General features: G+C 26.6%; 25 protein-coding genes. 3 read left to right on the forward strand and 22 right to left on the reverse strand.

Features of this window, described 5'->3' with window-relative positions; translation table 11 throughout:
* The 10 genes from KO488_RS12785 to KO488_RS12830 all read right to left on the reverse strand — a co-directional run.
* Nucleotides 1-437, reverse strand: a 437-nt coding sequence (locus tag KO488_RS12785) for an aldehyde dehydrogenase family protein (protein WP_216059202.1), incomplete at its 3' end; no start/stop codon positions are given.
* Between the two features lie 38 nt (nucleotides 438-475).
* Nucleotides 476-910 carry a universal stress protein gene (locus tag KO488_RS12790; protein ID WP_216059203.1) on the reverse strand — a complete coding sequence of 145 codons (435 nt, stop codon included), beginning with the start codon at nucleotides 908-910 and terminating at the stop codon, nucleotides 476-478.
* A 12-nt stretch (nucleotides 911-922) separates the two neighbouring features.
* Nucleotides 923-2,245: a TRAP transporter large permease gene (locus tag KO488_RS12795; RefSeq protein WP_216059204.1), complete on the reverse strand. Its 1,323-nt coding sequence runs from the start codon at nucleotides 2,243-2,245 to the stop codon at nucleotides 923-925.
* Nucleotides 2,235-2,777, reverse strand: coding sequence for a TRAP transporter small permease subunit (locus KO488_RS12800; RefSeq protein ID WP_216059205.1), 543 nt, complete (start codon nucleotides 2,775-2,777; stop codon nucleotides 2,235-2,237). Before KO488_RS12800 ends, KO488_RS12795 begins: the two co-directional genes overlap by 11 nt.
* A 26-nt stretch (nucleotides 2,778-2,803) precedes the next feature.
* Entirely contained in the window at nucleotides 2,804-3,832 is a 1,029-nt protein-coding gene (dctP, locus tag KO488_RS12805) for a TRAP transporter substrate-binding protein DctP (protein ID WP_216059206.1), read from the reverse strand.
* A 131-nt stretch (nucleotides 3,833-3,963) separates the two neighbouring features.
* Nucleotides 3,964-5,247 (reverse strand): 4-aminobutyrate--2-oxoglutarate transaminase, encoded by a 1,284-nt coding sequence (gene gabT, locus KO488_RS12810; protein ID WP_216059207.1) that lies wholly within the window; start codon nucleotides 5,245-5,247, stop codon nucleotides 3,964-3,966.
* A 129-nt stretch (nucleotides 5,248-5,376) separates the two neighbouring features.
* Nucleotides 5,377-6,210, reverse strand: coding sequence for a DUF5718 family protein (locus tag KO488_RS12815; RefSeq protein WP_228319177.1), 834 nt, complete (start codon nucleotides 6,208-6,210; stop codon nucleotides 5,377-5,379).
* 13 nt (nucleotides 6,211-6,223) lie between these two features.
* The gene (locus KO488_RS12820; protein ID WP_216059208.1) at nucleotides 6,224-7,954 is read right to left on the reverse strand and encodes an FMN-binding glutamate synthase family protein; all 1,731 of its coding nucleotides are present in this window, start codon (nucleotides 7,952-7,954) and stop codon (nucleotides 6,224-6,226) included.
* 134 nt (nucleotides 7,955-8,088) lie between these two features.
* The gene (locus KO488_RS12825) at nucleotides 8,089-10,563 is read right to left on the reverse strand and encodes a transporter substrate-binding domain-containing protein (RefSeq protein WP_216059209.1); all 2,475 of its coding nucleotides are present in this window, start codon (nucleotides 10,561-10,563) and stop codon (nucleotides 8,089-8,091) included.
* 27 nt (nucleotides 10,564-10,590) lie between these two features.
* Nucleotides 10,591-11,784, reverse strand: a complete 1,194-nt coding sequence (locus KO488_RS12830; RefSeq protein ID WP_216059210.1) for a hybrid sensor histidine kinase/response regulator — start codon at nucleotides 11,782-11,784, stop codon at nucleotides 10,591-10,593.
* Nucleotides 11,785-11,953: 169 nt separating this feature from the next.
* Here KO488_RS12830 and KO488_RS12835 point away from each other — a divergent pair, with 169 nt between their 5' ends.
* Nucleotides 11,954-12,694 carry a response regulator transcription factor gene (locus KO488_RS12835; RefSeq protein WP_216059211.1) on the forward strand — a complete coding sequence of 247 codons (741 nt, stop codon included), beginning with the start codon at nucleotides 11,954-11,956 and terminating at the stop codon, nucleotides 12,692-12,694.
* Here KO488_RS12835 and KO488_RS12840 read toward each other — a convergent pair.
* Both KO488_RS12840 and KO488_RS15355 read right to left on the reverse strand, forming a co-directional pair.
* Nucleotides 12,645-12,950, reverse strand: coding sequence for a hypothetical protein (locus KO488_RS12840; protein ID WP_216059212.1), 306 nt, complete (start codon nucleotides 12,948-12,950; stop codon nucleotides 12,645-12,647). The two genes, KO488_RS12835 and KO488_RS12840, sit on opposite strands and share 50 nt — an antisense overlap.
* Nucleotides 12,950-13,084 (reverse strand): hypothetical protein, encoded by a 135-nt coding sequence (locus tag KO488_RS15355; RefSeq protein ID WP_266099299.1) that lies wholly within the window; start codon nucleotides 13,082-13,084, stop codon nucleotides 12,950-12,952. Before KO488_RS15355 ends, KO488_RS12840 begins: the two co-directional genes overlap by 1 nt.
* Before the next feature lie 373 nt (nucleotides 13,085-13,457).
* Here KO488_RS15355 and KO488_RS12845 point away from each other — a divergent pair, with 373 nt between their 5' ends.
* Both KO488_RS12845 and KO488_RS12850 read left to right on the forward strand, forming a co-directional pair.
* Nucleotides 13,458-13,970, forward strand: coding sequence for a class I SAM-dependent methyltransferase (locus KO488_RS12845; RefSeq protein ID WP_303572650.1), 513 nt, complete (start codon nucleotides 13,458-13,460; stop codon nucleotides 13,968-13,970).
* Entirely contained in the window at nucleotides 13,943-14,329 is a 387-nt protein-coding gene (locus tag KO488_RS12850; protein ID WP_216059213.1) for a hypothetical protein, read from the forward strand. Before KO488_RS12845 ends, KO488_RS12850 begins: the two co-directional genes overlap by 28 nt.
* A gap of 210 nt (nucleotides 14,330-14,539) precedes the next feature.
* Here the strand turns inward: KO488_RS12850 and KO488_RS12855 are convergent, their stop codons facing one another.
* From KO488_RS12855 to KO488_RS12900, 10 genes are all read right to left on the reverse strand, one after another.
* The gene (locus tag KO488_RS12855; RefSeq protein WP_216059214.1) at nucleotides 14,540-14,911 is read right to left on the reverse strand and encodes a DUF86 domain-containing protein; all 372 of its coding nucleotides are present in this window, start codon (nucleotides 14,909-14,911) and stop codon (nucleotides 14,540-14,542) included.
* A complete protein-coding gene (locus KO488_RS12860) occupies nucleotides 14,904-15,203 on the reverse strand; it encodes a nucleotidyltransferase family protein (protein WP_216059215.1) in 300 nt (99 codons plus the stop codon). Before KO488_RS12860 ends, KO488_RS12855 begins: the two co-directional genes overlap by 8 nt.
* 106 nt (nucleotides 15,204-15,309) lie before the next feature.
* Nucleotides 15,310-15,696 (reverse strand): hypothetical protein, encoded by a 387-nt coding sequence (locus KO488_RS12865; RefSeq protein WP_216059216.1) that lies wholly within the window; start codon nucleotides 15,694-15,696, stop codon nucleotides 15,310-15,312.
* Nucleotides 15,697-15,759: 63 nt separating this feature from the next.
* Nucleotides 15,760-15,930: a helix-turn-helix transcriptional regulator gene (locus KO488_RS12870; RefSeq protein ID WP_216059217.1), complete on the reverse strand. Its 171-nt coding sequence runs from the start codon at nucleotides 15,928-15,930 to the stop codon at nucleotides 15,760-15,762.
* 65 nt (nucleotides 15,931-15,995) lie between these two features.
* Nucleotides 15,996-17,342, reverse strand: coding sequence for a hypothetical protein (locus KO488_RS12875; RefSeq protein WP_216059218.1), 1,347 nt, complete (start codon nucleotides 17,340-17,342; stop codon nucleotides 15,996-15,998).
* A 114-nt stretch (nucleotides 17,343-17,456) separates the two neighbouring features.
* On the reverse strand, nucleotides 17,457-17,717 hold the full coding sequence (locus tag KO488_RS12880; protein WP_216059219.1) for a hypothetical protein: 261 nt from the start codon (nucleotides 17,715-17,717) through the stop codon (nucleotides 17,457-17,459).
* 180 nt (nucleotides 17,718-17,897) lie between these two features.
* Nucleotides 17,898-19,121 (reverse strand): hypothetical protein, encoded by a 1,224-nt coding sequence (locus KO488_RS12885; protein WP_216059220.1) that lies wholly within the window; start codon nucleotides 19,119-19,121, stop codon nucleotides 17,898-17,900.
* A 139-nt stretch (nucleotides 19,122-19,260) separates the two neighbouring features.
* On the reverse strand, nucleotides 19,261-20,037 hold the full coding sequence (locus tag KO488_RS12890) for a toll/interleukin-1 receptor domain-containing protein (RefSeq protein WP_216059221.1): 777 nt from the start codon (nucleotides 20,035-20,037) through the stop codon (nucleotides 19,261-19,263).
* A gap of 17 nt (nucleotides 20,038-20,054) precedes the next feature.
* Nucleotides 20,055-20,537, reverse strand: coding sequence for a TIR domain-containing protein (locus KO488_RS12895; RefSeq protein ID WP_216059222.1), 483 nt, complete (start codon nucleotides 20,535-20,537; stop codon nucleotides 20,055-20,057).
* Nucleotides 20,534-21,184, reverse strand: a complete 651-nt coding sequence (locus KO488_RS12900; protein ID WP_216059223.1) for a hypothetical protein — start codon at nucleotides 21,182-21,184, stop codon at nucleotides 20,534-20,536. Before KO488_RS12900 ends, KO488_RS12895 begins: the two co-directional genes overlap by 4 nt.
* Between the last annotated feature and the right edge of the window lie 3 nt (nucleotides 21,185-21,187).

The following is a 21,187-nucleotide window of genomic DNA, read 5'->3' on the forward strand; positions in this document are numbered from 1 at the left end:
TGAATTGCTAAGTTAAGTGGGTGATTAAATGCAGAAATTGCAGCAACTACACCTATTGGTTCTTTAAAAGTATATGCCATTCTATTTGCAGACGAAGCTGTATGCCCCATTGCAATTTGTTTACCTTCTCTTACCCCTAAAGCTTCAATTGCAAGTTTAACTCCATTTATTGCTCTATATACTTCAACTTCTGAATCCATCCAAGGTTTTCCACCTTCACTTGCACAAAGTTTTGTTAATTCATCAATTTGTGAAGACATAATTTTTACTACATTTTCTAAAATTTCAACTCTTTTATATGTTGGCAATGCATTTTTATGGTCTAAAAAAGTAGCTTTTGCTAAATCTAAAGCTGCTTCTACTTCTACAACTGATCCATATGGAACTTTTCCAACTACACTTCCATCAAATGGTGATGTTACTTCTATTGTACTCATAATTTTCCTTTTTTTAATTATATAAAAACGTCATAAATTTAATAGTCAGTAAGACGTATAACAAATACGGAACAACCTGCATGACGAATAACTCTTTCTGCTGTGCTACTTATAAAATAACTATGTAATCCTGGCTTTGTTGCCATCATTACAATGGCATCAGCATTTATTTTCTTTCCTGTTTCAAGTATTTCTTGATGTGCTGATCCATCTTTTACCATTAATGTTATTTTGTCTAATGGTAAAGAATGTTCTTTTATAATTTCTTTTAATTTATCTAATGCGACATGGTCATAATTAGTTTGTGTATTATCATCTAAAATAGGATATACCGAACCATGCGAACGATTTTGATTAACATATAATAATGTAATCTTCCCATCATCATCTAGTACTTCAAAGGCACCTTTGAATAATTTCTTATGATTCTTTGTATACTCTAAATGAATAGGTACTAAAATATTTTTAAACATTTATTATCTCCTTTATCCCATGACTAAGTTTGGTAACCATAGAACAATTTCTGGGAAAATCATACAAGTAATTAATACTACTAAATTTACTAAAATAAAAGGAGTAACTGACTTATAGATTTCTCCCATTCCAACATCTGGTGGCGCGATACCTTTTAAGTAAAACAGTGCAAAACCATAAGGTGGAGTTTGTACTGCGATTAAAATATTAATAATCATTAATACCCCAAACCAAATTGGATCATAACCAAGAGCAACTGCAATTGGTGTAAATAATGGTGCACACATTAATACAATAATAAATTCATCAATAATAAATCCTAAGAACAACATGATAAGTTGAAACATAAGAATAATCATAATTGGTGGTAACTCTAATCCATGTGTAAAGTCTGCAATCATACCTTGAATCCCCATTAATAAATGGTAATTGCTAAATACAGAAGCTCCTAAAATAATCCACATTGCAACACTAACAAGTGCTGCTGTTTGGAAACCAACTAATCTAAACATATCAAGTTTAAAACGTTTAAAGAAGATAGCAAGAAGAATAGCTCCGGCAACTCCTAATGCACCAGATTCAGTTGGTGTTGCAATACCTGAAATAATACTTCCTAAAACAACAAAAATTAATCCAATAGCAAAAAAACCATCTCTTGCAATTTTAAATTTCTCTTTTTTAGTAAGTTCTGGTAAAGTCAGATTTTCACTAAGAAGTGGCGCTTTTTCTGGTTTTAATTTTGTACTAATTACAATATAAGTAATTAATAAAATAATTGTAAATACAGCTGGTACCATTGCTCCTAAGAACATACGTCCAACAGAATTTTGAGTTGAAGCTGCAAACATAATCATAGGAATACTTGGAGGTATTAAAATACCTAGTGCTCCTCCTGACATAATTGTTCCAAGGGCTAGTTTACGATCATAACCTGCATCTAACATAGGTTTTAACGCAATACTACCTGAGCTCATAATACCAGCACCAATAATACCAACCATTGCTCCAATCATAGAACAAATAAAAACAACACTAATTGCTAGTGAACCACGGATTTTTCCAATTAGCATTTGGCTTGCACTAAACATAGCATCACCAATACCTGAATGGGTTAAAAGTTGTCCCATGTATATATACAATGGAATTGCAAGTAGGATAAAACTAAAATAAGTTGATTCTACAGTAGTTGGAATAACATTAAATATTCCATCTCCCCATGTAAAATAGCCAATTATCATGGCAATTCCACCTAGAGCTAAGCCTACAGGTGCACCTAAAGCGAAAAAGATTAAAATACAAACTAATAAAACAACGGTAAGTAATTCAACACCCATCTGCTAACTCCTTTTCAAATAATTCATCACCTGTAATTAAGTGATAAAGTTCAGTAACAATATCTCTTGTTAGTTGCATTATAAATAATCCGCTAGCAATACACAACATAACCCAGAAGTGCCACATAGCAGGGGCCCATTCACTTTGACGTCTAAAATCAAATTCAATTGCTTCTTCAAACTTTCCAATACTTACATAAAATATAACCATAAGAAAGAAAATCCCTAATGAGAATGAGATAATATTAAAAATATTTTTAACTTTTGGAGAAACTGTTAAGTAAAGTATATCTACATTGATATGTGCTCTTTTTTGTTGAGCATAAGCTCCACCTAAAGCAGATATATAACCAAAAAGAAATAAAGATAAGTCATATGCCCAAATTGTAGGGGCATCAAATATATATCGAGCTGCAACCTCGTATACAACAATAAAGGCCAGGACAGGCATCATATATGATGCCGCCTTTCCTAAAAACATTATAATTTTGTCATTAATTGTACAAAATAGTTTTAGATTTTTTTTAAACATGATTAATACCAGTTTTAAAATTCAAATTATTTTGTTTGTGTTTTTCTAAGAATATCAACAAGTTGTTTACTATATTTATCTTTAGAAGAATACTCATCCCATAACCCAGCACCTGCTTTTGCCCATGCAGCTTTATCAGCTTCTGAGGGTGTAGGTGACCATTGTAAACCTTTTGCAACCATTTGATCTACAGCTTCTTTTTCCCATTTTTTAGAATTTTCTAATTGAGATTTTGCATGTGCAACTGTTGCATCATAAACTGCTTTTTGTAATTCAGGAGTTAGTTTTTTCCATGCAGATCTATTAACAACAATTGGTAAAACTTGTGCACCTGCTAATGGTAATTTATACATATATTTAGCAACTTCAACATGATTTCCATCTCTATGGTCAATCATATTTGAACCAATAGAACCATCAATAACACCAGTAGCTAAACTTGTATAGATTTCACTCCATGCCAAAGATACAGGAGAAGCACCTAAATTTCTTAAGAATTTACCATAAGCACCTGGAGCTCTAATTTTTAGACCTTGAAAGTCTGCAACTGATTTAATAGGTTTTTTAGTAATAATATAAACAGCTGGTTGAATATATGGTTCTAACCATGCAAGTCCTTGAGAACCATATGCTTTTTTAAGAACATCACCAAAACCTTGCTCATGGAAAAGTTTATGTAATGCTACTGCATCATCTGTACCACCAGGTAATCCAATTTCAACTATACCTGCTGGTAATTCACCTGCATGCATTGATTGGAATGGCGCTGCCATAGAAATTAAACCAGATTTTGCAGCTCCTAATAAACCAGAAGTTCCAACACCTTCACCTGAAAATAAAACTTGTACTTTAATCTTTCCATCTGTTCTTTTTTCTATGTCAGTAGCCAGGTCTTTATATAGTTCCCCAAATGCAGTACCTCTTCCATATAGGTTTGCAAATCTCCAGTTATGATCTGCAGCTTTTGCAGTATCAACCATTGTCATAACACTTAATAATGCAACGATTGATGTTGTCATTAAACTTTTTTTGATATTAGTAAATAATTTTAACATTTTTCTTTCCTTTTATTTTATTTTGACTAGTTACCTTTGATAATAAAGAACACTTAAAGAGTGAATTTTTATAACAAAGATTAATTTAAATATATTCATTTTGTCTATTTTATACCTCCTACTCTAAGTTTTTATTTTTCTACTAAACTTGAAAAAAGGTCAGCAAATTTGTCTAAACCTTCGTTCATGATGTCATCACTAATTGTAAGTGCTGGTAAGAATCTAATTACATTACTATTAAATCCACAAGATAATAAGATTAATCCAAACTCAGCTGCTTTTGAAATAATTGCTTTTGTTAAATCTGCATTTGGTTTGTCTGGATTACCATCACACATTAATTCAATTGCAATCATTGCCCCTTTATTTCTTACATCAGAAATTAAATCTGGGAATTGAGATTGAAGCTCACTTAATCTTGAATTGAAAGTTTTTCCAATTTCATTTGAACGATTTATTAAATTTTCTTCTTCCATAATCTTTAAAACAGCTAATGCTGCAGCACAAGCTACTGGTGACCCACCGTATGTTCCACCTAATGCTCCAGGAATAGGTGCATCCATAATCTCTTGTTTTCCAACTACAGCAGAAAGAGGATATCCACCTGCAATACCTTTAGCCATAGTGATTAAATCTGGCTCAACACCTGAATATTCACAATTAAACATTTTCCCAGTTCTACCAAAACCTGTTTGGATTTCATCTGCGATTAATACAATTCCATGCTCATCACATATTTTTCTTAGCTCTTGTAAAAGTTCTACTGGAGTTGAATAAAATCCACCTTCTCCTTGTACAGGTTCAATGATAATTGCGGCAACATCACTTGGTTCAATATCAACTTTAAATAAGTTTTTAATAGCTTTTAATGAATCTTCAATAGTTGCACCATAAGAGCTAGCTGGAAAAGGAACATGATATATATCACCAGGGAATGGTCCAAATGCTTTTTTGTATGGAGCTATTTTTCCAGTAAGTCCCATTGTTAAATTTGTTCTACCATGAAAAGAGCCATTAAATGCAATAACTCCACGTCTGCCTGTATAAGCTTTTGCAATCTTTACACAATTTTCAACAGCTTCAGCCCCTGTTGTTACAAAAATAGCTTTTTTTTCACTGTCCCCAGGAGCCAATTTTGTTAATTTTTCTGCTAATTCAACTGCTACCTCATAAGGATTTACCATTACACATGTATGAGAAAAATTCTCAATTTGTGCTTTTACTGCAGCAACAATCTTAGGATGGCTATGTCCTGTATTACACACAGCAATTCCTGTACCAAAATCAATGTATCTATTATCTTCTACATCCCATAATTCAGCGTTCTTTGCGTGCTTTACATAAATAGGATAAGCATTTCCTTGACCTCTTGCAAAAACTTTATTCTTTCTATTTTGTAACTCATGATTATTCATTTTTCCAACCTTTTTTGTATTTAAATATTTGCTTAATTAAATTATTGCTGAAGACAGTATTCAAATAGTATCATTATGGATTAATTTTATATGTTTTTAAATATTTATTATTAGAAGTAAAAGGGAGTTTTATTTTATGATTTGATGAAGTTTAGAACAATGTTCTAAAAGTTCATTTTTAGCATGTATATTATTTATGATATCTTGATGACTGTATATATGAGCATTATAAACGTATATATATAATTCATCATTTTTTTGTAAGTAGTTTTTTTTTGCAAATTCACTATATGATGTTGCACCAGCTGCAATTAATATACCTTTAGCATCTTTAGCATTTTTCATAAATTGAGTTATTTCTTCTAATGGACCACAATCTTTTTGTGTATTAAACTGGTTTACCATCCAATCTTTTAGTTGAGTAAAGAAATAACTATAAGAATTAATTGCAGAAATTGTTCCATAGTTATGAATTTGATCATTCCTTTTTATAAAAGAAGAAATATGATATTCATTTAGAATTCCATTTTCTGTAAAGTTATCAATTTCAATAATTTGACTTGAAATACCTTTTGTATTAATACCCCAGTTTTTTTTTGTGCTTAATTTACTTCCGTTTTGTATTCTAAGAGAACAATCATTAAATGCAGTAAAATATCTAGGTATTATATCAATAACTTTACCGTCTTCGTAAATAAAATTACAGATTAATGCAACTTCTGGTTCTGCTTGTATCTTATCTTTTTCTCTTTCATGTGTTAATATGATTTTCTCAGAAATAGGATATGTTCCTAAAAAAGACTTATCTCCTTTTATATAAAAAGGAAATAAACCTTTTGGTGTATTTTCCCCTTCTGTTTGAATCTGTGTAAATTCATTTTCTTCCCCAGCTTCATTTAAATGATTAGGAAAATTACCAGCGACAGCAAATCCTAAATAATCTTTTAATTCTTCTATTAACATTATGCTATCCTTATTAGCTTATTTTATTTTTATAAGTATTTTCATCATTATTAAAAGAACCTTGTTTGTTAAAAACTCTTCTCTCAAATACGCTTTCCATATCATCATAAATAATTGAATCTTTATCTAAAAAAATTAATTTTTCTTTATCTAGTTCATTTACATTTTTTAATCCCATAACTGCCAATAAACTTTTCATACTTTTTAAAATATTATTATGGTAATTTTTAATGAAGTCTGAATGCTTTTTAACAAAATAATGCTTTCTCTTTTTAATATCTTGTGTAGCTAAACCAACTGGACATTGATGTTTTCCTGCACCAGAACAATATCTTGCTCTTATACACCCAGCACTCATCATAAAACCACGTGCAATTTGCACAAAATCTGCTCCAATACATAATGTAATAACTACGTCATCAGGTGTTAATATTTTTCCACTAGCAGAAATTTTCACTTTATCTCTTACACCAAAATCCTTAAGAACTTTATCAACTAAATATAAAGCATCACGAATATCCATACCAATTCTTTCCATCATATCTAAAGGTGCAGTAGCACTTCCACCACTCCCTCCATCAAGAGAAATATAATCTGGATATGGTAGATTTAAAGAGACTCTTCTTTTTATTTCCTTTACAATAGGCACGATATTATCATAATCAGAGATAACAATTTTTATACCAACAGGTTTCCCTGATGCCTCTTGTAGTTCTCCTATAAAATCAAATAATTCTTCATTTGAATTTGCATATGGAAATCTATTTGGAGAAAATGCATCTTTATTAACTTCAATATTTCTATAATAAGCAATAGCTGGTGTGACTTTTTCAGCAATTAATTTTCCACCGGTTTGTTTTGCTCCCTGAGCAATTTTAATTTCAGTCATACGGCAAAAGGCCATTTGTTTTTTGTATCGTTCCTTATCAAACTTTCCATCTTTAGTTCTAACCCCATATAATCCTGAACTAATTTGCAAAATTATGTCAGCCATATCTTCTGGAACATCTTGAGGAAAACTTTCTATAGGAACATCCCAATTAGGTCTATAAAAACAGTCTTTTTCTTTATTAAATATATAAGTATCTGCTTCTAAATCACCTTTAAATACAGATTTTCTATAAAATTCAATTGCTACTGGTGTATTAAGTAATGATTTTGATAATTTAAATAACCATTCTTGAAAAGGAGTTCCTTTTACTTCTTTCATATATATAGGATCATAGTTAGTATGAGTTACAAAAAAGTTTGATGTTAATCCACCTTCTCCTGAATTAATTGGGAAATTTCCTCCTTTTGCACCATAAACAAAGGCTCTAGTTCCTTCTGGAGAAATTGAACCATCGCTCATAGGTCCTCTTCCTATAATTGAATTTGCAAAAAAAGGTTTTTCCCTATTTTCACCAAAAGTAACTGAAAAGTCATTATCAACTTCATCGTCATTTAAAACAATATTTGTGTGTTTTAACATAAGTTTTGGTTTTGGCAAAGGTTGAGATGGTGAAAAAGAGGAATAATTAACTTTATCCCTTGATGCAGCATAAACCCAATCTAATTTATCCATTGATTCATAAAACTTTTCATCACCAAAATACTGTCTAAAAGGTTCTCTGAACTCTTGAAAAATAAATCTAAGTCTTCCTATAATTGGATAATTGACCAAAATTTGATGTGTTCTTTGTACATATTTATCGTGAAAATACCATGCAAATATACCTACTAAAAAAACTAATAACATTTCCATATAAAAATCCTATATTTTCTATCTTCTTCTTTATTAAATTATTACAGAAGAATGTATTGAAAAAGTATCATTATGCTTTGTTTTAATGGAAATATTAATAATTAAGAGGAGTAAATAATTATAAGTTGCTTATATTAGATATTAATAGGAATATGAATACAAAAAGTAACTCCATTTGGGATATTTTGTACACTTAATTGACCTTGCATATTTTGTTCAATAATCATTTTACTCATATATAAACCAAGGCCAGTACCATTATAATTATTCTTTGTTGTAAAATAAGGTTCAAATATTTTGTTGATGATAGCTTCATTAATTCCTCCTGCATTATCGGAGATTGATATTTGAATGTCATTTTTATTTTTTTTAGTTTCTATGATAATATTTGGATTTTTAACTTTTGTTTCTAAAAAAGCATCTTTCGAATTGGTAATAATATTTAAAAAAACTTGTGAAAGTTCACTTTCAAATCCATAGATAATTACGTCATCTGAAATTATAACTTCGATTTTTATACTATTACTTTTGAAACTGTCATTTATAAGAAAAATAGTTTGTTGAAGAGCTTTTTCTATTGAAAAAGGATGCATCTCTTTATTAGGTTTAAAAAAGTCTCTGAAGTCATTAATAGTTTGAGACATTTTTTCTGTAAGTGCATTACTAAGAATTCTTTGTTTTTCTAAATACTCTTTATCAAGTTTTTCAAGAGAATATCTCAGATGTATATTTTGAACAATTGTACTTAATGCACTTAATGGTTGTCTCCATTGATGAGCAATCATACTAATCATTTCTCCCATTTCGGCAAGTTTTGATTGTTGGATTAATATTTGTTCTTGTTTTTTTCTATTATTAATTTCTACTTTTATTCTTGTATCTAATGTATTATTTAAATGTTCAAGTTCGTGAGTTTTAATCTTAAGTTTTTTATTTGAAAGTTCTAATTCTTGAGTTCTAATCTGTACCTTTCTTTCTAAGGTACTATTTAAAGTTTCAATTTCATCTTTTGCTTTTGTTAATTTTCTAATATATCTACGTTGCATCATATATGTATATAAAATTATTAATAAAATAATAATAAATGATGCAAGAATTTTCCAAAAGAGGTTATAGTCAAAGATTTTTTCTAATTTTACAGGTACCCAATCATTCATAATTTTTTGTCTAAGTTCATCACTTATAGATGATACTATTTTATCAAATATATTTAAAAGTATAGGATCGTCATTTCTTACCCCTACAGCTAATTCCCATTGATTCTCAAATTTACCTGATATTTGTAAGCTTCCATAAAACTCTTCTTGAAAAGCATAAGCTACGTTAAGATGTGTTGTAACTTGTCCAAAAAGCTCTCCTCTTTCAACTTTTTTTAAACCAACACGTAAGTGTTCTTGATCTATTACATCAATATTAGGATAATTCTTTCTAATTTTTTCATTGTACGCAAAGTTTTTTTGAATACCTATTTTTTTATCTTTTAAAGTCTTTAAGTCACTAATAAAAGTTACAGTTCTTTTTGTAACTAAAACTAAAGGTGCTGTTATATATGCTTTTGTAAAATTCATATATTTTCGTCTTTTTTCAGTATCCATGACTAAAGAGAGAATATCACATTTTCTATTTCTTACATATTCTAAGGATTGTGTCCAATCTTTTGTTTCTACAAGGTTTATAGGAATTCCAACTTTTTTCTGAAAATCTTTCATATAATCAGCAACAATACCAACATGTTTATGATTTTCTATTTTTTCATAAGGCATCCAATCTGGATCAACACACATATTTATACTTACTTTGTTTTTTAAATAATTTAATTCTTTTTTAGTAAGTTTTAAAGGTAAAATTGCTAAATCCTTTAAAAACCATTTATCAAAAAGTACTTTCTCTTCTTTTACGGATATTGAATTTAAGCCTTTTTCTAAAATTGATTGTAAATGTGTTTTTTCTTTATTTATAAAAAAAGATAAATTTGAAGGTTCAAAATTAATTAGAGGCATTGCTTTTAAATCAATAATTAAATTATCTTCTAAGTATTTTTGAATAATAATTGGAGAAGCTATAAAAGCATCAACACTTCCTTCTAAAAGCTTTTCTACAGATTCTTGAATACTTTCTGTTTGAATGATTTTAATTTCATAATCTTTATTCTTTAATTTGAAGGTTTCATCTTCTTCTGTGATAATTGCAACTTTTTTATCTTTTAAATCTTGAAGAGAGTGGATATCATTTTGTTCTTTTTTTACAAATAAGATTTTTTTGATTTGTAAAATTTCAGAAGAATATACCCCATAATTATTTTTTATTCTTGAATTATTTACTACAGGTACTACATCAATTTCGCCATTTTCAAAAGCAAATCCTATATTACCTTGGTTAAGATCAACAGTTTTAGTTTTAATTTGAAATTTTTTTATAATAAGTTCTAGTACATCGATTGCAAAACCATCTCTTTCATAATCTTTATTTAGAAAGCTTAATGGATACAAATCTGTAACACCAACTTTCATACTATTATTCTTTATCCATTCTTTCTCTTCTTTACTTAAGATTGATGAATCTGCAAATAATGTACCAAAAAAGATAATAAATAAAACAAAAAACTTCAAATAATAACTCCAAATATCTTTATAAGATTATATCATAGAATGAAGTATTATTGAAAAACAAATACCATCATTAACATTTGAGGCAAAGATGCTTCCTCTATGATTTTTTTCAACTATGATTTTTGACATATAAAGACCTATTCCTGTACCATTCTTTTCTTTTTTTGTTGAAAAGTAGGGTTCAAATATAATATTGAGTTTATCATCTTCAATTCCTCCTCCATTATCATATATATCTATTTTAATTGTATCTTCTAAATCTTCTGTTTTAATTTCAATTTTAGGATTTTCTGTCTCTTTTTCAACAAACTTATCTTGTGCATTTTTTAATATATTTATAAGTACATGAATAATCTCATTTTCATAAATATCAATTTGTTTTTTACTTTTAAGATCTAGAATAACTTGAATATTGTTTGATTGTAAATCTTTTTGAATTATTTTTAATGTATGTTGAATTGAATTTTGAATATTTGTATTAACAGATATCTTATCTGTTTTAAAAAAGTTTCTAAAATCATTTATTGTTGTAGTTAGATTTTGTACATAAAATTCAATTTCATCAAGTTTCTTACTAAAAAAATAAGATTGTTGCTCTCTACCTTCTTTTGTCTCTAAATCAAATTCTTCTCTGAGTAATTTATATTTTAAATTAAAAGATGCCGTTCCTATTGAGGCTAAGGGCTGTCTCCATTGATGAGCTATCATATTTATCATTTCACCCATTGCTGCAAATCTAGATTGCGTTTCGATAATATGTTGCTTTTCTTCATTTTTTTGGATTTCTATTTCTAGTTTTTTATTTTTTTCTAATAGCTCTTCTTTTAATACTTTTGCTTCAATTGCTTTGATTATATTTTTTTCTAATTTATATATGTCAATAGGTTTTAATACATAATCATTAATATTATATTCTATGGATTGCATAAGAAAGTTTGTTTCTTGATGAGCTGTTGTAATAATTATAGGAATATATTCATCTAGTTCTCTGATTTTTTCAATCATGCCTAATCCATCTAATTCTGGCATTTTTATATCAGTTAAAATTAGATCAATACTTTCCCTGTTAGATTGGAAAAGAGATAAACCTTCTTGACCATTCTTTGCACAAATTACATTTATACCAAAAAGAATTAGTGTTTCTGTTATTCCTTCTTGTATTACCGATTCATCTTCTGCATACAGAACAGTTATATTTTTAAGAATTTGTTTATCCATCATAATAATCTCTTTTGCTTTTTTTATATCATATCAATAAATAGCACTCAAATAGTATTCAATTCTATCATAATATTAATATATTTAAATAAATAAGTTATAGGATGTTTTAACAAGATTTTTTATAGATTAATGTAAGAAACAAAATGCTAATATGATAAAAAGGATTCTAATGGACTATGGCTTATTAAAAAAATATACTAAAAATTTAACTGTACTTTTAGTTGAAGATGACATAGATTTTAGAAAAGAATTCTCTGAATTACTGCAAGATATTTTTCCAAGTGTAACAGTTGCAATCGATGGATTAGATGGACTTAATAAATATAAACAATATCACAAAGATACAAATAAATATTATGATTTAATCATTTCAGATATAAAAATGCCAAATTATGATGGTGTAGAATTAATAGATGCCATTTATAAAATTAAAGAAGATCAAACAGTTGTAATTTTATCAGCACGGAGTGAATTTAATTATCTTTTACCTTTAGTTAATTTAGGGATACATCAATTTTTTACCAAACCTATAGACTATTCTAGTTTTTTGGATGATATATTTAAGTTATGTAATCAAATTTACAATAATAATTTAAATCATAATAATGATATTATAAAAATTGATGAGTTTTTAATCTGGGAAAAAAAGAATAAAAGATTACTTCAAAATAATAGTGAAATAGAATTAACGAAAAAAGAAATTATTTTTTTAGACACAATATTAAGTAATAATGAAAAAATATGCACCGCAGATGAATTAATCAATGCTATTTGGTTCGAAGAATTTGATTTTAATGCAGATATTAAAAATCTCAAAAATATGATATCACGTTTACGAAAAAAAGTACCAAACTTATATATTAAAAATATTTATGGTATGGGATACAAGGCTGCATGTACATCAAAATAGTAAAAAGTAAGTTTACAGTTCTAAATTTTCCTGCCCAATCATATAGTTGGAAAAAGATTTGTTCATGAACTTTACAAAGGTATTTTTCATCAAATTTAATATTTTCATCTAGCTTTGTATGTAGATTTTCATAAGCTCTAGCTAATAACTCTTTTTCAATCTCAGTTATAATTTCAAGCTCTTTGATATTTAGTTTATTTATAGGAACATCACTATTTTCATAATAAATGTGGTTTGAAGGAGGATAGTATTTCATTATTTAAGTAAAGATAAATATTGTTTTACTTTTTTTAATGTCTCTTTATCTTTAATAGGTTTATAACCCTCAATTTGATTTGAAATTGAAGCAGTTTTTAAAGCTTTTTTTCTAGAAAAAGGTGGTTTACTCATAACTTAACTCCTTTATTTAAATTAAATCTATATCTTTTTTTATTTACTTTTAGAAGTAAAAATTAAATTTACCTATTTATCCTATACATCTAATATTTTGAATATATAGATTCAATTTATGTGACACTATTCAAAAAATCTATTTTCATCTATATCATCGTGAATTATATCATTTTCTCTATCAATAATGTTTAAAATAATTGTAAGTATAAGACTTAACTAGAAGTTATAAAAATGATTTAGATAAAATAAAATCACATTTTATAAAAAAGAGAATAATGCAAAATAATACAATTATTTATTACAATAATAATTCAAAACAATTAGCAAATCGTTATGAATCAGCAAATGTAAAAGAAGTTCAAAACTTTTAATTGAAACTTTTAAAAAAGAATCAAAAATTCTTGAGGTTGGTTGTGGTTCTGGTAGAGATGCCGCATATATGATTAAAAATGGTTATTCTATTATTGCAACAGATGGTTCAAAAGAAATGATTGAGGAAGCAAAAAATATTCATCCTGAATTATCAAAAAAACTTTTGTATAAATCTTTGCCGAATGATTTAAATTTTGAGATGAAATTTGATGGAATATATTCAATTGCAACTCTAATGCACTTATCAGAAAATGATCTTAATAAAACAATTTCAAAGATTTATAATCTATTAGAGCACAATGGTAAATTTTTAATATCAGTGTCATTGTCAAGAGATGATATTAACGAAGAAGGTTTTGATAATAAAGGAAGGTTCTTTTTAATTTTGACACTTGAAAACTGGATAAATATTTGCGAATCTATTGGTTTTAGAATACTATATACATATATTAATAAAGATGGACTGCAAAGAGATGGTATTGAATGGCTAACATTAGTAGCTCAAAAATGAATATTGAAAATATAAAAAAAGATGTTCTAGATTATTTAGGAAATGATTTTTTCTTTAATAAATATCTTTTACGAGGTATTCTATTAACTGATAACTTTAATAATTCAATTATCATTGATAATAATATTTGTGATGAAACTAATTCTTTTACATATAATGAATACACAAAAGAACAAAATTCTTTAATGTCAGTTCACAATAAAGTTTATAGATTTGTAATTGATAATGAAAAAGATTTTGAAAAATTTAAATTAACTTATTCACATATTCAAAACAATGATTTTAATGAAGATTGCTTGAAAAGTAATCTTTTTTATAGATTACATTTTATTTTTTTAAATGCTTTTGTTGGATTTTAAAATATATGATACTTACAATATAAGCAATGATATTATAAAAATAAGTTTACGTTTCTTAGATTTGAGAGAGTAGATGTTTTAAGATTTTTGATTATATTAATATTTGGTGGAGATGTCCGGGATTTAAGTTTCTTATTATATAGGTATTTAAGAATGTATTTTATAAAAGCACCCCTAAAAAGTACCCTATAATTTATTATAAAGTAAGTTTTATTGAATATCTTTTATTATTTGAATTGTAGTTTTATATAATTCATTTACATCTTTTTTACAAAGATTAAAAATTACTTCAGCATCTAAGTCAAAATAGTGATGTGATAAAATATCTCTAATTCCTTTAACTTGTTTCCATGGAATATTTGAATAATTTAATAAAAGTTGATTATCTGATAGTTTATCAATATTTTTAAATCCTTCTCCAATAGCAACTAATCTCATTGCAATACTGTCAAGTTTTTCAAGTCCATTTTCAGTTTCTAAAAAGTCATCACTAGACTTAATATTTTTTACTCTTGTTTGGATTAACTCAAGAGAATATTTTATATCTTCTAATGTTGAAAGTATTAATTCTTTGTTAGACATTGATTAAATCTTTTTTAATTGTTTGAAGGAAGAAAGGTTTTATATTTTTGTGTTCTCTTATTATATCAACTTTTTTATTTAAGTCATGCTCAATTTGATTTTTAATAGCTACCATATCAAATAAAGATGGTTTCATTTTTACAAAAATATCTATATCACTAGATTCTGTTGCTTCATCTCTTGCATAGCTTCCAAATAGTCCTATTTGTTCTACACTATAATTTTCTTTGAATTCAGAATAATGCTCTTTTAAATAGTTTAAGATATTTGCTTTATTGATTTGTTTAGACATATATTAAGCCTTTCATAATCTTTTTATTTGAATCAGATACAAATAATTTATTTAAGATTTCTTTTTTGTTCATAATGATAATTATATCATAAAATATTAGATTCTTTTATCCCAGGTAATCAGGTCTAAATTCTAAATTACCTAGATTCTGATTATTTAAAAATACATTACATTTTGGTTGAGAAAAAAGATTATCTTTGCCACATTCAATTGTAAGTGGCTTCTTATTGTAGAACAATTCTATTCTTCCTGAAAAGTTTTCATTAAGTGGTGCTTTTACAATTAGTTTGTTATCAATATATAGTATAACTCTATTTTGTACTGTTTCAGTTAGAAAACCTACATTTCTATAAAGTTCAATATTTCCACTTATTTTATAATCTTCTTCTAGGTTTACATTTTTTTTAAAACTAGAATTATAATTAAGTTTAGATGAACAAGCTGTAAATAATAATGGTAATGTAATTATTAATGGTATTAATAATTTATTCAAGTCGTATCCTTTGTGCTTTTTATAAAAAATAATAAAATGATTATACTTATTAAATTATTTATATTATCTTAATCTTGACATCCAATTATTTATTTTTTCTTCTTCCCAAACTGTAATACGTGGGCTTAATTTAATAGGTTTAGGGAATTTATCCTCTTTTACCCACAACCATATTGTACTTTTGGCAATACCCGTCTTTTTCATAACTTCTGTTATTCTCAAAAAATTACTCATAATTCTTTACTCTCCTTTCCTTGGCTGTTTAAAGGAGGGAATAAATCCCTCTTTTTACTATTGTTCTAATCATTCACTTCCTGAGGACTAATATCTAAAACCAATCCTCTTTTCATAGCTTCTTTCAAAGCAACCTCATATATATGCTTATTTTTTGTAGATAAGTTTTGTTTTTCTCTTACCTTGTCTAAGTAAGTTAATAAATCATAGTTTTGTAACTGCACTACTGTTTCAATAGCTAATGGTTTAATTAAATTACCATCCTCTAATAATCTTAAATGCTCAGAATTACCATCTTTATCAATAACTTCAACTTCTGTATATCTTTTTCTCATACTCTTTGGAGTACTAGTCTTATTTAACGACTCTTTAGCCTCTGTATAGAGTTCTTCTAAGAAATCAACATCAATGTTCAATCTATTTACTAAAGCACGTCTTACTAGTGCTATGTACTCTAATTTAAACTTGTAATCGTCATAAATAGATACAGCTCTTTTAACTCTTTGTAGAGGTAATTGTATTTGTAAAAAATCTTCTAATAAATACTCTTGTTTTATCTCTTCCCAAATAGGAAGAGTATCTCCTCTATGTTTGTTATTGTGCTTTACTGCATTATCACTAAGAGTTGTTATATCTATTAACCTTATATCATCCATAGAAGCTTTAAATAACTTCTCTGCATTACAAAGTAAGTCTTCAATAGTTAAGATATTAAATGTCTTTAAATAGCCTCTTTGCATCTCAAACTCAACATTAAAAATAGGCTCTTCTAAATCAAAGCCATTATTTAAAAAGTACTCATACATTAAGTCTCTTTTTTTGTTCTTCTTTAACTCTTCTTTCTTGTTGTAAAGTCTTAATTTAAAAGGTGCTTTACCTACATATATTGTTTGTAGTTCTGTTGAACTTCCAATTTCACTAATAGTTGAATATTGTTTCTTTCTTGATACAAACATTTCTTTGCTTACAAATGAAAAATCATATTGAATAAAACAATTTAAATCTGCTCTTGTTATTGGATAATATCCACTAACATAATCTTTTAATAAGATGTCGTTAATAAAATCAATTAAACTTCTTATTCCAATAGTATAAATACCAATACCTAGTAATTGAATTCTAATATCGTTTAAACCTCTGTTTTTATATCTATCTTTTAAACCTATTTTAAAATAATCATTGATATCTTTAAACCAATGAAAGCCTTCATTTTTTCCTAAGAAATTTAATGGAATATCATTTAAGTTAATGTGAATATCATTATTCTCAAACTCAATATCTTTCTTCTCAAAATTTCCTTTTACTTCTTCTATTTGGTCTAACATTTCTAGATATAAATCATCATAGTTTTCGTTTGATTCACAAAAGTAATAAAGTGTATCAATACCAAATATCTTTTTAGTAGTACTCATTTATTTTTCCTTTTGACGTGTAGTAAGGGGTGTTACTAAAGACCCCTTTTAAACTATTCATTGTCACAAAGAAAAAAACATTGCATCCGTCCCTCTGCAATGTTTCTTTTCTTTTTAGACACCATAATATTTGACTTCTCCAATTACACCAACATCTACTTCTACAATTTTTCCAATTCTATCTTTTGTGAAAAGATTTACTTTTTCATTTGGAATACTTACATCTAGTAGAGTAATCTTTGTTGAACTATCCTTCATAACTTGTTTACTTAATAGTTGTAATTTTGTTTTACCTATTGTTGTAACATTTGTATTTTTATCTGTGAAATCATTTGATTTATATATTCCCATTAATTCAGCTTTTAAAACTAACATTTTTAATTCCTTTATGAATTTATCTATTTGTTTAAATAGAAAGTTTAGTAAACGTCTTTACTGTTATATAAATTTATATGTCTTTGTTTTGATATCGATAAAAGAAGTATAGAATATAAGGAAGGAAAAAATCTTCTTAACTGAAATTAAAAATTAATTCTAGTTAAGTTGAAATTATTTTTATATTTTGATAAGTAAGTGTTGAGGTTTTAGTCTATTTGAAATATATTCATAATATGAAAAAAGAAAGAACACTTCTCTAGGTATGAAATTCATCTCTTTTAAATTTCTTATTAAGTTTTTAAGTTGTTCAATATCTGATATTTCACTTTCTAAGGGTAAGTCTTTATTATAATCATGTCTAACTCCTGATAAGCTTTTAAATCCAATTTCAATCATTTTATCTAGAGCATTTATTTGTTCTGCCTTCTTTTCATAAACAAATATAGGAGTATTCTCTATAATTGTTTTTTGTATATAACTTTTACCTATTTTATCAGTAGTATAAGTAAAAACAGCTCTTTTGTTTTCTAAGTTTAGACTATCTATATTTTCTCTATAAAGTGTATAAGAAATATTGGCAATTGCATCAGCTTGTTTTATACTAAACTTTTTATCATAAATTCCTATTGTTTCACATATAAAAATTGCAAAGCTATATAATATTTCTAGTTCAGAGGTAAGAGTACCATTGAATAACTGTGTTAATTCTCTAAAGGATGCATTTTCAAGGTCTGTTGATTCATCATTTTTATAATCTATTCCATATAGATTATTTGCAGTATTGATAATTTCTGGTAAATCTTTAAATCTTTTATCTTGACATTTTTCTAGAATTCTTATTTGATGTTCAGTTTTTTTAATTTCAAAATCATCATTTATTTTGAAGTAAGGATTATTCAGTTTATCTCTTAGTGCTGTTAATTGGGTATTAATCATATCTTTTAAACTAGTACTAGCAGACTTTGTACCATTGTAAGTAGATTTCTTTAATGGATATTCTTTTAATAAACTATCTACTTTTTTTGCATAAGTCATAATTGAAACAATTTCATTAAATATTGGAGTATCTGATTCTAGATTTATTTTAATCTTCTTCTTTTTTATAAGAATTTTAAATTCTTGTTTTAATGTAGGGATTAAATCTTCATCAATATCAGGATAGCCTATTAATATACTATCGTTAATCATTTTCTTTTTTGAAGTATTATACTTTTTAAATAATTCTTTTAGAGATTTAAAATGTATTGTTTCCTCTGGTAGGTATTGTTTTATTACATTTTCTAGTGAATGTCTTTTTTCATCATCTGCAATGTCACTTAATACATTTTTACTAATTTTATTAAATAAGTCTATTATTTGTTTTTCTGATTTAAAGTATTTAATATTATATTTTTTATACATGAATGATTATAACTAAAAACAAAATAAATAATTAAAAAAGTATAATCTACGTTCTATAGGCTGATAACCAAATACTTGAATAAGGTGGCAGTTCATGACCTGACCCCTTCATTAAAATATTATCCTTAACTTATTAAATTTATGACTTAATAAATCCTTTGTCTTTCTTTAAAAAAGTTCTTATATTACCTAATTCATCCTCAGTCACTTTAAAATTTTTCTTAATTACATCATCCTTTAACCCCATTAATATAGAATTTTTGAATAGCTCATAATTGGAACTTTTTATACCCTTATTCCTAGGTGATGAAGAAGATGAGATACTCTTTTCCTCTAGTTCTTGAATTTTCTTATCCATTTTTCTAGTTGCATACAATATTTCTTCTAACATATCATTTTCAGTACGTTCAGGGTATTCAATATCCTGATTTGGTTCTTCTTTCATAATTTCTGTAATCTTTTCATTGAAGGAATCCCAATATACGGCAAATACATCTTCTAATATTTTCTCAGGAAGTTTATTTTCACCTAGTTCTTTATTAATTGTTAATAGTAGTGAAAACATGCCCTCTTTATTTGGTAAAGTATGATTAAATTGGGCTAAAGGACCTTTAATATCTTTTGGCTCTAAATTAAACAATATAGGACAAACTCTATTTGTTGCAATTCCTTTTGCTAAAGCACCAGCTTCAAATAAAAGCCAAGGTTTTTCTTTATTATCTTTAGTTAAACATAATATTCCAATTCTAGTTTCTTCTAGGCTCTTATGAATATCACTAAACCATATTGCCCCTTTATCTAAATCTTTAGAAGAAATCCAAGGTTCAGTTGCTTGTAATGTACATTTAATCCAATCTCTCAATACTTCTGCAAATTGATTACTAAATTCACCTGACCAACTTATAAATACTTTCATGAAAATCCTTTTTTTATTTAATTATTTCTTCTGTATATTTGTGCACTAGGTGCTTTATGCTTGTTTTTCAGATAATTAGTAGGAAAATTATCTAAAGAATATTTTATTTTATGTAATTCAAAAGGTACGGATAGAAAATAAGAAGTTTTCTTTAATATAGGAGGTGTCATTTTATGTGAACCATTTATTTTATTTAAATTTACAGCAATAATTGGTATATCCATGCTTATTGCTATATCTATTTCCCATCTCACAAATTTATATAAAAATTTTGTATTATCGCCCACTAAAACTAATACTTGCTTCGTATTTATCATTCTCTCACGAAGTTTTCTTTTGATTGTATCCTCTAAAGACCCATCTCTTAAATTATTTAAATCATGTGCATTATGAAAGTTAAAATCAATACTATTATTTTCTTTCCATGCTGTCATTAGCCTATAATATTTCATATCATTATCAGCATCAAATATTATATAAGTCTTATTCTTATAACTCATGTATTTCCTTTATCTAAAGTTTTTGGTATTGAATTAGTTATTATAATTGTTAAAAATATAAATGTATTAATCACTTCAGAAAGAAATAGAATTCTAATCTCTTGAGTTAAAGGTTGTATTCCACTATATGTTAATGTGAATGCGGTAGAAACACTTAAATAAATGGAGGTTAAATTATCTAGTAAAAGAATATCAAAATATGTATCATTAATTAGAATCATTTCTGAATAATGACATTTATATAAATATGCATAGCAAAATAGATAGAAAGCAATAGCTAACATGTAATTTATAAAGTTTTTTTTAATTGCGATGTCATCTACTCTTTGCTTATATTTACTTCCCCAAGTATGATAATAAAAATATACAAATAAGTTACTATATAGTAAATAAAATATAAAATATTTTGATAAAGGATTATTATATTCTTTAATCCAAAAAATAATCAATATAGACCATTTAAAGACTTGATAGATATCAATAGCAAAAATACTGTATTTTCTAATTTTATCAATAGAAGTTAATTCTTCACCATTAGAATTGAATATTGCAATTTTTTTTGCAATAAATTTAAAGAATTCAACTAAATTAGTAAAATACAGAATTGAAATTAAAAAATTAAAACTAGGATATATAAAACCGTTCAAAAA

The organism is Poseidonibacter lekithochrous, from assembly GCF_018861145.1.
Lineage (GTDB): Bacteria > Campylobacterota > Campylobacteria > Campylobacterales > Arcobacteraceae > Poseidonibacter > Poseidonibacter lekithochrous_A.

Excerpts from the sequence above, each read along its gene's own strand:
- KO488_RS12790 (WP_216059203.1), bottom strand. The coding sequence starts at position 910 with ATGTTTAAAAATATTTTAGTACCTATTCATTTAGAGTATACAAAGAAT.
- KO488_RS12795 (WP_216059204.1), bottom strand. The coding sequence starts at position 2,245 with ATGGGTGTTGAATTACTTACCGTTGTTTTATTAGTTTGTATTTTAATC.
- KO488_RS12800 (WP_216059205.1), bottom strand. The coding sequence starts at position 2,777 with ATGTTTAAAAAAAATCTAAAACTATTTTGTACAATTAATGACAAAATT.
- dctP (WP_216059206.1), bottom strand. The coding sequence starts at position 3,832 with ATGTTAAAATTATTTACTAATATCAAAAAAAGTTTAATGACAACATCA.
- gabT (WP_216059207.1), bottom strand. The coding sequence starts at position 5,247 with ATGAATAATCATGAGTTACAAAATAGAAAGAATAAAGTTTTTGCAAGA.
- KO488_RS12815 (WP_228319177.1), bottom strand. The coding sequence starts at position 6,210 with ATGTTAATAGAAGAATTAAAAGATTATTTAGGATTTGCTGTCGCTGGT.
- KO488_RS12820 (WP_216059208.1), bottom strand. The coding sequence starts at position 7,954 with ATGGAAATGTTATTAGTTTTTTTAGTAGGTATATTTGCATGGTATTTT.
- KO488_RS12830 (WP_216059210.1), bottom strand. The coding sequence starts at position 11,784 with ATGATGGATAAACAAATTCTTAAAAATATAACTGTTCTGTATGCAGAA.
- KO488_RS12835 (WP_216059211.1), top strand. The coding sequence starts at position 11,954 with ATGGACTATGGCTTATTAAAAAAATATACTAAAAATTTAACTGTACTT.
- KO488_RS12840 (WP_216059212.1), bottom strand. The coding sequence starts at position 12,950 with ATGAAATACTATCCTCCTTCAAACCACATTTATTATGAAAATAGTGAT.
- KO488_RS15355 (WP_266099299.1), bottom strand. The coding sequence starts at position 13,084 with ATGAGTAAACCACCTTTTTCTAGAAAAAAAGCTTTAAAAACTGCTTCA.
- KO488_RS12850 (WP_216059213.1), top strand. The coding sequence starts at position 13,943 with ATGGCTAACATTAGTAGCTCAAAAATGAATATTGAAAATATAAAAAAA.
- KO488_RS12855 (WP_216059214.1), bottom strand. The coding sequence starts at position 14,911 with ATGTCTAACAAAGAATTAATACTTTCAACATTAGAAGATATAAAATAT.
- KO488_RS12860 (WP_216059215.1), bottom strand. The coding sequence starts at position 15,203 with ATGTCTAAACAAATCAATAAAGCAAATATCTTAAACTATTTAAAAGAG.
- KO488_RS12870 (WP_216059217.1), bottom strand. The coding sequence starts at position 15,930 with ATGAGTAATTTTTTGAGAATAACAGAAGTTATGAAAAAGACGGGTATT.
- KO488_RS12875 (WP_216059218.1), bottom strand. The coding sequence starts at position 17,342 with ATGAGTACTACTAAAAAGATATTTGGTATTGATACACTTTATTACTTT.
- KO488_RS12880 (WP_216059219.1), bottom strand. The coding sequence starts at position 17,717 with ATGTTAGTTTTAAAAGCTGAATTAATGGGAATATATAAATCAAATGAT.
- KO488_RS12885 (WP_216059220.1), bottom strand. The coding sequence starts at position 19,121 with ATGTATAAAAAATATAATATTAAATACTTTAAATCAGAAAAACAAATA.
- KO488_RS12890 (WP_216059221.1), bottom strand. The coding sequence starts at position 20,037 with ATGAAAGTATTTATAAGTTGGTCAGGTGAATTTAGTAATCAATTTGCA.
- KO488_RS12895 (WP_216059222.1), bottom strand. The coding sequence starts at position 20,537 with ATGAGTTATAAGAATAAGACTTATATAATATTTGATGCTGATAATGAT.